Source organism: Roseisolibacter sp. H3M3-2, assembly GCF_029211165.1.
Classification (GTDB): domain Bacteria; phylum Gemmatimonadota; class Gemmatimonadetes; order Gemmatimonadales; family Gemmatimonadaceae; genus Roseisolibacter.
The window spans coordinates 1-11,350 of the sequence record NZ_JARGEK010000136.1 but is presented as its reverse complement, the minus strand read 5'-3'; the positions used below and the strand labels follow the sequence as shown (position 1 = coordinate 11,350).

General features: G+C 74.2%; 9 protein-coding genes. 8 read left to right on the top strand and 1 reads right to left on the bottom strand.

Going from position 1 to position 11,350, the window contains the following annotated elements:
• The 7 genes from PYV61_RS12655 to PYV61_RS12625 all read left to right on the top strand — a co-directional run.
• Positions 1–1,084: HlyD family secretion protein (locus tag PYV61_RS12655; RefSeq protein ID WP_275832022.1), on the top strand; the 1,084-nt coding region annotated here is incomplete at its 5' end.
• Between the two features lie 25 nt (positions 1,085–1,109).
• Positions 1,110–2,711 (top strand): DHA2 family efflux MFS transporter permease subunit, encoded by a 1,602-nt coding sequence (locus PYV61_RS12650; RefSeq protein WP_275832020.1) that lies wholly within the window; start codon positions 1,110–1,112, stop codon positions 2,709–2,711.
• Between the two features lie 101 nt (positions 2,712–2,812).
• Positions 2,813–3,382 (top strand): HD domain-containing protein, encoded by a 570-nt coding sequence (locus PYV61_RS12645; RefSeq protein ID WP_275832018.1) that lies wholly within the window; start codon positions 2,813–2,815, stop codon positions 3,380–3,382.
• Between the two features lie 162 nt (positions 3,383–3,544).
• A complete protein-coding gene (locus PYV61_RS12640; RefSeq protein WP_275832016.1) occupies positions 3,545–4,141 on the top strand; it encodes a sigma-70 family RNA polymerase sigma factor in 597 nt (198 codons plus the stop codon).
• Positions 4,141–4,743, top strand: a complete 603-nt coding sequence (locus PYV61_RS12635; RefSeq protein WP_275832014.1) for a hypothetical protein — start codon at positions 4,141–4,143, stop codon at positions 4,741–4,743. Before PYV61_RS12640 ends, PYV61_RS12635 begins: the two co-directional genes overlap by 1 nt.
• A 7-nt stretch (positions 4,744–4,750) precedes the next feature.
• On the top strand, positions 4,751–5,146 hold the full coding sequence (locus PYV61_RS12630; RefSeq protein WP_275832012.1) for a hypothetical protein: 396 nt from the start codon (positions 4,751–4,753) through the stop codon (positions 5,144–5,146).
• Positions 5,147–5,260: 114 nt separating this feature from the next.
• Positions 5,261–7,234, top strand: a complete 1,974-nt coding sequence (locus PYV61_RS12625; RefSeq protein ID WP_275832010.1) for a potassium transporter Kup — start codon at positions 5,261–5,263, stop codon at positions 7,232–7,234.
• Between the two features lie 60 nt (positions 7,235–7,294).
• On the opposite strand, the gene PYV61_RS12620 is transcribed toward PYV61_RS12625, so the two are convergent.
• Positions 7,295–9,496 (bottom strand): TonB-dependent receptor, encoded by a 2,202-nt coding sequence (locus PYV61_RS12620; protein WP_275832008.1) that lies wholly within the window; start codon positions 9,494–9,496, stop codon positions 7,295–7,297.
• 96 nt (positions 9,497–9,592) lie between these two features.
• Here PYV61_RS12620 and PYV61_RS12615 point away from each other — a divergent pair, with 96 nt between their 5' ends.
• Positions 9,593–11,341, top strand: a complete 1,749-nt coding sequence (locus PYV61_RS12615; protein WP_275832006.1) for a M14 family zinc carboxypeptidase — start codon at positions 9,593–9,595, stop codon at positions 11,339–11,341.
• Positions 11,342–11,350 lie beyond the last annotated feature (9 nt).

Here is an 11,350-nt window from a genome sequence, read left to right as displayed (position 1 = left end):
GACCGCGCCGCCGCCGCCCGCCGCGCCCCCCGCGCCGCCGGCCCGCGCGCGCCGGCGCTTCCTCCTCCCGCTCGTCGCCGTCGTCGGCCTGGTGGCCGCGGGGTACGGCACGCGCTACTGGCTCTACGCGCGCGCCCACGAGTCCACCGACAACGCGCAGGTGGACGGGCACATCGTCCCCGTGCTGGCCAAGGTCGGCGGCTACGTCAGCGCCGTGAACGCGCTCGAGAACCAGCCGGTGGCCGGCGCCGCGGTGCTGGTGCAGCTCGACGACGCGGAGTACCGCGTGCGGCTGTCGCAGGCCGAGGCCGACCTGGCGGCGGCGGAGGCCGCGGCGGGGAGCGGGCGCGAGGTCGGGCAGGCCGAGGCGCAGGTGCGCACCGCGTCGAGCCAGACCGCCGCGGGGCGGGCGCAGGTGCTCGCCGCGCAGGCGACGCTGGAGCGCGCGGAGGCCGACTTCCGCCGCTACGAGCAGCTGGCGGCGCAGCAGATCGTGTCGCAGCAGAACCTCGACGCGGCGCGCGCCGCGGCGGCGGTCGCGCGGGCGCAGGTCGCCGCCACCGAGCGGCAGGCGGCCGCCACCGGCGCCCGCGTGCAGAACGCGCAGGCCGGGGTGCGGCTGGCGCAGGCGCGCCTGGCCGCCGCGCGGGCGGCGCGCGACAACGCCGCGCTCCAGCTCTCGTACACGAAGATCGCCGCCCCCGCCGGGGGCACGGTCGCCAAGAAGTCGGTCGAGGTGGGCCAGCTCGTGCAGCCGGGGCAGACGCTGATGTCGGTGGTCGCCGACACCGGCGTGTGGATCACGGCCAACTACAAGGAGACGCAGCTGCACAACCTGCGCGTCGGGCAGCCGGTCGAGATCGACGTCGACGCGTACGGCGGCGCGAAGGTCGAGGGGGTGGTCGAGAGCATCAGCTCCGCGACCGGCGCGCGCTTCGCGCTGCTCCCGCCCGACAACGCGACGGGGAACTTCACGAAGGTCGTGCAGCGCGTCCCGGTGCGCGTCCGCGTGACGCGCGGGCTCGGCGCCGGCCGGCCGCTGCGCCCCGGGATGAGCGTCGAGGCCCACGTCCGCACCCGCTGAGCCGCCGAGCCGAGGAGCCGTTCCCGTGGCCACCGCCGCCCTGTCGGCGACCGACACCCACCAGGCGGGCGTCGAGCGCTACCGCTGGCTGATCCTGCTCGGCCTCATCACCGCCGCGGTGATGGAGGTGCTCGACACGACGATCGTCAACGTCGCCCTCCCGCAGATGGCCGGGAACCTCGGCGCGACGTCGACCGAGATCGCGTGGGTCAGCACGTCGTACATCCTGGCGAACGTCGTCGTGCTCCCGATGACGGCGTTCTTCACCGAGACGTTCGGGCGCAAGAACTACCTGACGTTCTCGATCATCCTGTTCATCGTCGCGTCGTTCCTGTGCGGGACGTCCACCAGCCTCGGCGAGCTGGTGTTCTTCCGGCTGCTGCAGGGCGCCGGCGGCGCGGCGCTGCTGTCGACCGCGCAGGCCACGCTGCGGCAGATCTTCCCGCGCGAGGAGCAGGGGATCGTGCAGGCGATCTTCCTCCTCGGCATCATCGTCGCGCCGACCATCGGCCCGACGCTCGGCGGGTGGATCACCGACAACTACGCCTGGGCGTGGTGCTTCTTCATCAACGTGCCGATCGGGATCGTCTCGATGTTCCTGGTCACCACGTTCCTGCACGACCCGCCGGAGCAGCAGCGGCGCTCGGGCCCCGTGGACTGGCTCGGGATCGGGCTCCTGATCGCCGGCGTCGGCTCGCTGCAGTACGTGCTGGAGGAGGGGAACGCGCACGACTGGTTCAACGACGCGATCATCGTGTGGCTGTCGATCGTGGCGGCCGCGTCGCTCGTCGGGCTGCTCTGGTGGCAGCTGTCGGCGCGCAACACGCACCCGGTGATCCAGCTCAAGGTGCTGCGCAACCGGCAGCTGTCGGCGTCGATCTTCCTGTTCGTCGTGCTGGGCTTCGGGCTGTTCGGCGGGGCGATCCTCTTCCCGCTGTTCACGCAGAGCCTCCTCGGCTTCACCCCGACCGAGACCGGGCTGGCGATGCTGCCGGGCGGGCTGATGACGGCGCTGACCGCGCTCGTGTGCGGCGCGCTGCTGAACGGGAAGAAGCCGATCGCCGACCCGCGCGTGCTGATCCTGGTCGGGATCTCGCTGATGCTCTGGTCGATGTGGGACCTCGGCCACCTGACGACGGCGGCCGGCGAGGCCGACGCGCGGTGGGCGCTGATCATCCGCGGCGCGGCGCTGGGGATGCTGTTCACCCCGATCAACAACGTCGCCTTCGGCAGCCTCAAGCCGCACGAGGCGCAGCAGGCGTCGGGGCTGATCAACCTGTCGCGCCAGCTCGGCGGCTCGTTCGGGATCGCGGTGCTGGGGACGTACCTGACGCGCCACACGCAGATCCACCGCGCGGACCTGGTGCAGAACGTCTACGCGGGGAACCCGGCGTTCGAGCAGCGCTTCCAGGGGCTGGTGGCGGCGATGCAGGCGCAGGGCGCCTCGCTCCTCGACGCGCAGCGCCGCGCGTACGCGATGATCGAGGGGTCGCTGAACAAGCAGGCGGCGATGCTGGCCTACAACGACTCGTGGATGCTGATCCTGATCTGCTTCCTGGTCGTGGTCCCGGCGGTCTTTCTGCTGCGGCGGCCGAGCGGGGGCGGGGGGGCGGTGGACGCGCACTGAAGGCGCTGCGGGCTGCGGGTTCTGAATCCGCAGCCCGCAGCCCCGCAGCGCTTGCGCGGGGATTAAGTTCACGGTCCCGTCCGTTCCCCCCTCCTCGTCCGATGCCGAGCCGCGACGACGCCCTCGCCCTCGTCCACGAGTACACGCAGTCGGAGTCGCTCCGGAAGCACATGCTCGCCGTCGAGGCGGCCATGCGCGCGTACGCCCGGAAGTTCGGGGCGGACGAGGAGGCCTGGGGGCTGGCCGGGCTCCTCCACGACTTCGACTACGAGCGGTTCCCGAACGCCGCCCGGTCGGCGACCGAGGAGCACCCGAGCGAGGGGGTGCGCCGCCTGCGGGCGGCCGGGTACCCGGAGGAGGTCTGCGAGGCCATCCTGGGGCACGCCGACTACACCGGGGTGCCGCGGGTCACGCCGATGGCCCGGGCGCTGTTCGCGGTCGACGAGCTGACGGGGCTGATCACCGCCACCGCGCTGGTCAAGCCGTCGCGCTCGTTGAACGACGTGGACCCCTCCGGTGTACGGAAGAAGATGAAGGACAAGGCCTTCGCCCGCGGGGTGAACCGGGAGGACGTGGTCAACGGGGCCGCCGAGCTCGGGGTCCCGCTGGACGACCACATCGCCTTCGTGCTCGACGCCATGCGCGCCGAGCGGGAGGCGCTCGGCCTGTGATCCGGACGTCCACGCCCTCCCCCAACGTTCGCGGGTGCGCCCGCGTTGTCTGGGGTGACCCGTTCCACGGACCGTCGCACCCTGCCGATGTCCCTGTCTACCGCGCTCCCGCTCCCCACGGCGGGGCTCGTCACTCCTCCGCGCGTGGCGCGTCCCGCCGCCGTGGCTGAGTCCGCAGCCCTGCCGATGCCGGCGTACGCGCCGCCCGCCGACGACCCGGTGCTCGCCGAGCGGGCCCTGGTGCTCGCCGCGCAGGCGGGGGACGCCCGGGCGTTCGCGGGGCTGGTGCGCCTGCACCAGCGGCGGGCGTACGCGGTGGCCCGCGCGATCGTGCTGACGCACGAGGACGCGGAGGACGCGACCCAGGAAGGGTTCCTCCACGCGTACCGTGCGCTCGACCGGTTCCGGCCGGAGCAGGCGTTCGGGGCGTGGCTCCACCGGATCGTCGCCAACGCGGCGCTCGACATCGCGCGGCGCCGCAAGGTGCGGGACGCGGACGAGCTCCCCGAGACCGTGGCCTCGCCGCGGCCGCAGCGCGATCCGGCGGAGTCGCTCGAGCTCCGGACGCGGCTGCGCGCGGGGCTCGACGCCCTGAGCGCCCGCCAGCGCTCGGTGATCGTGCTGCACGACGTGGAGGGGTTCAAGCATGCGGAGATCGGGGCGATGCTGGGCATCCCGGAAGGGACCGCCCGCTCCGACCTCCACCACGCCCGGGCGGCGCTCCGTCGCCAGCTCGGGGAGCTGCGAGGTGACCTCTGATGTCGCGTCTGCGACTGCACACTTCCGGGGGCGATGACGACGCCCCCGAGACCGACCCCCAGGACACCCTGACCCGCGAGCTGCGCGCGCTGTACGCCGCGCCCGGCGAGCGCTACTGGGACGACCTCGAGGGGAAGATCCTGGCCGCCGTGCGGGCCAGCGCCGCCGCGCCGGCGCGTGCCGCCCACTGGTGGCAGACGATGGCCGACTGGGCCCGCCCCGGACTCGCCGCCGCCGCCGTGCTGGTGGCCGTGGTCGGCGCGACGACGCTCCAGTCGCGCGCCACCCGCTCCAGCGTGGCCGGCGCCGACGCCGCCAAGGCGGTCGAGCTGCAGCCGCTCGACCCCGAGCTGGCCCGCGCGTTCGACGACGCCCTGCGCGCCGACACCGCGTCGGCCCGCGAGGCCCAGGAGGCCGCGTACCTGCTGACCGGCGGCGTGAAGCAGCGCGGCCCGGTGCGGCTGGACGAGACCCCGGTCGCCCCGACGCCCGCCCCCCCGCGGACCGGCGCTCCCGCCCGCGACGCCCGCTCGGCCGACGACGCCGACGACGTGCAGCGCGCCCGGCGCGAGGCGACCTTCCGCTACGTGATGCCGGACTGAGGTTCCCGTGGATCGCAGCAAGCTACTGGCGGCGGCGTTCCTCGCCGGCGCCTTCACCCTGGGTGCGACGGTCGGGTGGGGCTTCGACCGGACGATGGGCAGCGACGTCACGGCGCCGCTCCCCACCGCCCAGAAGTCGGTCTACGAGGACTTCGCCGCCGAGCTCCAGCTGAGCCCCGACCAGAAGGCCGCCGTCGACTCGATCCTCGACGACCGGCGCCGGGTCATGGACTCGCTGATCGCCCCCGTCCGCCCGCAGATGCAGGCGGCCCGCGACGAGGCGCAGAAGGCGATCGCGGCGCGCCTCTCCCCGGAGCAGCAGGCCCGCTACCAGAGCTACCTCGCGCGCCGCGCCGAGGAGCAGGAGCGCTGGCGCGCGCAGCAGGGCGGCAAGGCGTACTGAGGCGGACGACGGCCCGGGGCATCCGCTCCGGGCCGTCGCGGCACGGTGGACGCGATACACGGGGGTCGTAGATTCCCCCGTCGCGTTTGCCAGCCCCACCCCGCTCCCGCCCGCATGTCCCCCGACCCGGGTGCCCAACCGGCCCCGACCGCCACGACCGAGCTGCCCGCCGTCCCGCACGGCGGGCACGGGCAGCACCACCGCCCCGAGGCGAACCCCACCGGCCGCAAGCTGGCCGTCCTGACGCTCACCGCGCTCGGCGTCGTCTACGGGGACATCGGCACCAGCCCGCTCTACTCCATCAAGGAGTGCTTCGGGCCCGAGTTCGGGCTGACGCCCACGGTGAGCAACGTCTACGGCGTGCTCTCGCTCATCGTGTGGTCGCTCGCGCTGGTGGTGAGCGTCAAGTACGTGCTGTTCATCCTGCGCGCGGACAACAAGGGCGAGGGCGGCGTCTACGCGCTCCTCGCCCTGCTGCTGCAGCGGCAGAACCGGAACCCCGAGAAGAAGCGGCGCGCGCTCCTGGTCGCGCTCGGGCTGTTCGGCGGCGCGTTCCTCTACGGCGACGGGATCATCACCCCCGCCATCTCGGTGCTCGGCGCGGTCGAGGGGCTCGGTGTCATCACGCCGACGCTGTCGCGGTTCGTGATCCCGATCGCGTTCGTGATAATCGCCGCGCTGTTCGCGCTGCAGTCCAAGGGGACGGCGAAGGTCGGCGGCGCGTTCGGGTGGATCATGCTCGCCTGGTTCGTGAGCATCGCGCTGCTCGGGATCGCCGAGGTCGTGCGGCACCCGGAGATCGTGAAGGCGCTCAACCCGTGGTACGCGGTGCGGTTCTACGTCGAGCACCCGGCGCGGTCGTTCGTCGTGCTGGGCGCGGTGGTGCTGGTCATCACCGGCGGCGAGGCGCTCTACGCCGACATGGGGCACTTCGGGCGCAAGCCGATCCGCCTGGCGTGGTTCGCCTTCGTGCTCCCCTGCCTGCTGCTCAACTACTTCGGGCAGGGCGCGCTGCTGCTGCGCATGCCCGAGGCGATCGCCAACCCGTTCTACCTGCTGGCGCCCGAGTCGCTGCGGGTGCCGCTGCTCGTGATCGCGACGCTGGCCGCGATCGTCGCCTCGCAGGCGCTGATCTCGGGCGCCTTCTCGCTGACGCAGCAGGCGATCCTGCTCGGCTACGTGCCGCGCCTGCAGATCGTCCACACGTCGAGCGAGCAGGCGGGGCAGATCTACATCCCCGAGGTCAACAAGGCGCTGGCCGTGGGGACGCTGGTGCTGGTCGTGACCTTCCGCTCGGCGGCGGCGCTGGCGGCCACGTACGGCGTGGCGGTCACGGCGACGATGGCGATCACGACGATCCTGTTCTCGCTCATCGCCCGCCAGCGGTTCGGCTGGTCGCGCTGGCAGACGCGCCTCTTCCTGTACGGCTTCCTCACGATCGACCTGGTGTTCTTCGCGGCGAACCTGCTCAAGGTCCCGCACGGCGGGTGGGTGCCGCTGGCGGTGGCCGCGCTGGTCTTCCTGCTGATGACCACGTGGAAGCGCGGGCGCGCGATCCTGCAGGAGCTGCTGCAGCGCGGCACGGTCCCGATGGACATGTTCCTGGCCGACGTGGCGCGCAAGCAGCCGCCGCGCGTGCCGGGGACGGCGGTCTTCATGACGTCGACCAACGACGGCGCCCCGGTCGTGCTGCTGCACCACCTCAAGCACAACAAGGTGCTGCACGAGCGGGTGATCCTGCTCTCGGTGCGGGCGGCCGAGGTGCCCGACGTGGACGAGGAGGAGACGCTCGAGGTCGAGGAGCTCGGCCACGGCTTCTACCGCGTCGTGGCGACGTACGGGTTCATGGAGACGCCCGACGTGCCGCAGGTGATGAAGTTCCTGCACTCGCGCGGGATCCGCGCGCGGACGGCCGAGACGTCGTACTACCTGGGGCGCGAGCGGCTGATCCCGAGCGGGAAGATGGCGATGGCGCGGTGGCGGAAGAAGCTGTTCGTCTTCATGTCGCGCAACGCGCGCTCGGCGACGGAGTTCTTCAACATCCCGCCGAACCGCGTCGTGGAGCTGGGGACGCAGATCGAGTTCTGAGGTCGCTGCGGACTGCGGGCTGCGGATTCACCGACCCGCAGCCCGCCGCCCGCAGCGCGCTCACAGCGGCGCCCCGACGCGCAGCACGATCCCCCGCCCCGGTCCGTCGGCGAACGCCTTGTAGCGGCTCATGAAGCTCCGGTGCCGCACGTCGAACAGGTTGCGGACCGAGAGGTCGACGGTGACCGGGCCGCGCGGGGTGAGGCGGGTGAAGCCGCCGCCGACGGTGGTCAGGGTGTAGCCCGGCGGGCCGAGGTCGCGCGGGTCGAGGCGCGTCTGGCGGGCGTGCGTCTCGGCGCTCGCGGCCGCGTGCAGGGCGCGCAGCCCGCGCCACGGCGCCGCGCGGTCGAGGCGCAGGCCGTACACCACGCGCAGCGGCGGGATGAAGGTGAGCGGCACGTCGGCGCTGAGATTCTGCCCGCGCACCCAGTCGCCCGACAGCTGCAGCGTGACCGCGGGGAGCGCGCGCCAGGCCGCCCGCCCCTCGACGCCGACCAGGCGCGCGTCCCCCTGCACCACCTGCAGCGAGTCGAACGTGCCGCCCCCCGCCCCGAACGGGCGCAGGTAGATGTAGTCGTCCACGCGGTTGACGAACCCCGTCAGCTCGGCGGTGAGCGACGACGCGGTCACGCGCGCCCCCAGCTCGGTGTTCAGCGAGGTCTCGACGCGCAGGTCGGGGGCGCCGCGCTCGAAGGCGCGCGTCCCCTCGTGGAAGCCGTTGGCCCACAGGTCGGGGGCCGCGGGGGCGCGGAAGCCGCGCGCCACGTTGGCCACCAGCGCCACCGGCGTCGACAGGCGGTACAGCACGCCCGCGCTCCCCGTCAGCGCCGGGAAGGCGCGGCGCTGTGCGGGGACGCCGATCCCCGCCTCGCCGTCGGTGGACAGCGTGCGGTGGTCGAAGCGCGCGCCGAGGCTCGCGCGCCACCGCCCGACCTCGGCCTGCTCGAACAGGTAGACGGCGCCGGTGCGCGACACGCTGCCGGGGATGAGCAGCTTGCTCCCGCGGTTGGCGAAGCGGCTTTCCATCGCCGAGACGCCGAGCGTGCCGGCGAACGGGCCGACCGGGGCGTGGTGCAGGTGCGCGAAGCCCGTCCAGTTGCGCACGAACAGCCCGAGGTCCGGCGCGGCCGCGTCGGCGCCCGCGAACTCGCGGCGGAGGTTCTGCTCGTAGCCCGCGTTCGCCTGCAGCCGCGCGCCGGCCAGCGCCCCGCCGAGCGGCAGGTCGGCGTCGATGGAGGCGCGGTGCGTCGCGATGCGCTGGTAGCCCGTGTAGCCGGGGCTCGCGGCCGGGTCGTCGAAGATCTCCAGGCGCTCGTCGCGCCCCGCGTAGCGCGCGCTCACGCTCCCGCGCGTGCCGCGCCAACCCAGCGCCCCCTCCGCGGCCAGCCGGCGCGCGTCGGTGTTGTCGAGCGCCCCCGCCGGCGTGCGCATCGCGCCGCTGCGGCGCAGCGTCAGCGCGCCGCGCGCCCTCACGCCCCCGCGCGCGCCCTCGGCCGACAGCGTGCCGTCGCCGCCGCGCACGTTGGTGTGGTAGCCCGTCGTCGCGCGGCCGCGCACGAACGCCGTGCCGTCGAGCGCGTCGGGCACCGGCGGGGCGATCACGTTGACGACGCCGCCCAGCGCGTCCGACCCGTACAGGACGCTCGCCGGCCCCTTGATCACCTCCACGCGCTCGGCGGCCGCCGTCTCGACGTTGGGCGAGTGGTCGTGCCCCCACGCCTGCGTCTCGCTGCGCTGGCCGTTGTCGAGGGTGACCACGCGGTAGTGCGTCATCCCGCGGATCACCGGCTTGCCGATGCCGGTGGTCATCGACAGGCTCCGCACCCCCGGCACCAGCTCGATCGCCTCGGCGAGCGCGGCGCCCTGCCGGGTGCGCAGCTCGGCGCCCTCGACCACCGCCGTCGGCTGCGGCGACTCGTCGGCGCGGGTGGCGCCCGGGCTGGCCGTCACCTGCACCGCCGCCAGCTGCACGCCGACCGCGCGCAGCACGACGTCGGGGAGCGGCTCCCCCGGGACGGCCACGCGGCGCGCCTGCGGTGCGTGCCCCACGCGGGCCACGCTCAGCGTGTAGCGCCCGGGCGCCACGGCGGTGAAGTGGAAGCGTCCGTCGGCCCCGGTCACGCGCGCGCGCCCCAGCTCGACCAGCTGCACGCGCGCGTCGGCGACCGGCGCGCCGACGCTGTCCACCACCCGGCCGGCGACCTGCGCTCCCACCGCCGCCGGGGCGAGCACCCCCGCCAGCACGAACAGATGATTTCGCATCGAAGTGTCGAGTAGTTAGTCGAGACTAACTTATGGCGGATCCGGGGCGGGCGCCACCTGCTTGAACCGTCCAGCCCGTGGCGGCAGGTTGCCCGCATGCCATTCCGACGCTCCCTGCGGCTCGCGGCGGCCGCCCTGCTCGCCCCGGTCGCCCTCGCCGCCCAGCCGCCGATCGGCCCGGCGCTCCGCGACTCGCTGCGCGACGACCGCGCCTTCTCCTTCGAGGCGCGCGGCCCCTACCGCCCCGCCGTCCCCCGCCCCGAGGCGCTGCTCGGCTACCGCCTGGGCGACCGGAACACGCAGTACGCGGAGCAGGAGCGCGTGCTGCTCGCCATCGCCGCCGCGGCGCCCGAGCGGGTCCGCGTGGAGGAGATCGGCGCGACGCACGAGGGGCGGCGGATGCGCCTCTTCATCGTGTCGAGCCCCGAGAACGTCGCGCGGCTCGACGAGATCCGGCGCGACCTCGACCGGCTCGCGGACCCGCGCGCGGGGACCGCGGCGGAGCTGGACGCGCTGGCGGCCCGCACCCCCGCGGTGGTGTGGATCAGCGAGAGCGTGCACGGCAACGAGTCGCCGGGCTTCGAGAGCGGGATGCAGCTGCTCTACCAGCTGGCGGCGAGCGACGAGCCGGCGACGGCCGCCGCGCTGCGGAACGCGATCGTCGTGCTCAACCCGAGCTCCAACCCGGACGGCCACGAGCGCTTCACCGTCTGGTACAACTCGGTCGCCCGGCGCGACCCGGCGAACCAGAGCTTCGAGCACGACGAGCCGTGGTCGGTGCAGGGGCGGTTCAACCACTACCGCTTCGACCTGAACCGCGACGTCATGGCCAGCACGCAGCCCGAGGTGCAGGCGCTGATGCGCGGGATGCTGCGCTGGCACCCGCAGGTCGCGGTGGACCAGCACGGCCAGGTCGGGACGTACTTCTTCCCGCCGGCGGCGCGCCCGGTGAACGAGCACATCGGCCCCGAGGCCGAGAAGTGGCTGACGCGCATCGGCCGCGCGAACGCCGCCGCCTTCGACCGCTACGGGTGGCAGTACTACGTGCGCTCGTACTTCGACCTCTACTACCCGGGGTACTGGGACACCTGGCCCTCGCTCACCGGCGCGACGGGGATGACGTACGAGAGCGACGGCGGCGGCTGGAAGGGGCTGCTGTGGGAGCGCGAGGACGGCTCGATGCTCTCGTTCCGCGACGGGATCGCGAAGCACTGGGTGTCGGCGATGGCCACCGTCGAGGCGACGGCGTCGGGCGCGCGCGAGCGCGTGGCCGACTACCTCGCCTTCCGCCGCCGCGCGGTCGAGGAGGGGCGCACGGGGCGCGTGCGGCGCTTCGCCTTCGCCTCGGAGCGCGACCCGCTGCGGGCCGCCGAGCTGGCGGCGGCGCTGCTGCGCGCGGGGATCGAGGTGCGGCGCGCCGAGGCGGCGTTCCAGAGCGCGCGCGCGCACGCGTACGGCCAGGGGACGGCCGCGGGCGGCGCCGCGGCGGCGCGCCGGTTCGCGGCCGGCACGTACGTCGTCGACCTGGCGCAGCCGCAGGGGCGGCTCGCGCGCGCGGTGCTCGAGGAGGCGCCGGCGCTCGACCCCGAGTTCGCGCGGCTGCAGGAGCAGCGCTTCGCGCGCCACCAGCGGCGCGGCGCCGCGGGCGCGCTCGAGTCGTACGAGTTCTACGACATCACGGCCTGGTCGCTCCCGGTGGCCTTCGGCGTCGACGCGTGGTGGACGGAGGACGCGCCCGCGGTGACGGGCGCGCTGCTGGCGCTCCCCGACGCGGAGCGGCGCCCCGGCCCCGCGCTGGCCTCGGCCGCCGCGGGCGCCGGGAAGTCGGAGGCCAAGCGGTCTTAGGAAGACAAA

What these genes read in the sequence shown, in the direction of transcription:
- PYV61_RS12645 (WP_275832018.1), top strand. Translation starts at nt 2,813, where the DNA reads ATGCCGAGCCGCGACGACGCCCTCGCCCTCGTCCACGAGTACACGCAG.
- PYV61_RS12635 (WP_275832014.1), top strand. Translation starts at nt 4,141, where the DNA reads ATGTCGCGTCTGCGACTGCACACTTCCGGGGGCGATGACGACGCCCCC.
- PYV61_RS12625 (WP_275832010.1), top strand. Translation starts at nt 5,261, where the DNA reads ATGTCCCCCGACCCGGGTGCCCAACCGGCCCCGACCGCCACGACCGAG.
- PYV61_RS12620 (WP_275832008.1), bottom strand. Translation starts at nt 9,496, where the DNA reads ATGCGAAATCATCTGTTCGTGCTGGCGGGGGTGCTCGCCCCGGCGGCG.
- PYV61_RS12615 (WP_275832006.1), top strand. Translation starts at nt 9,593, where the DNA reads ATGCCATTCCGACGCTCCCTGCGGCTCGCGGCGGCCGCCCTGCTCGCC.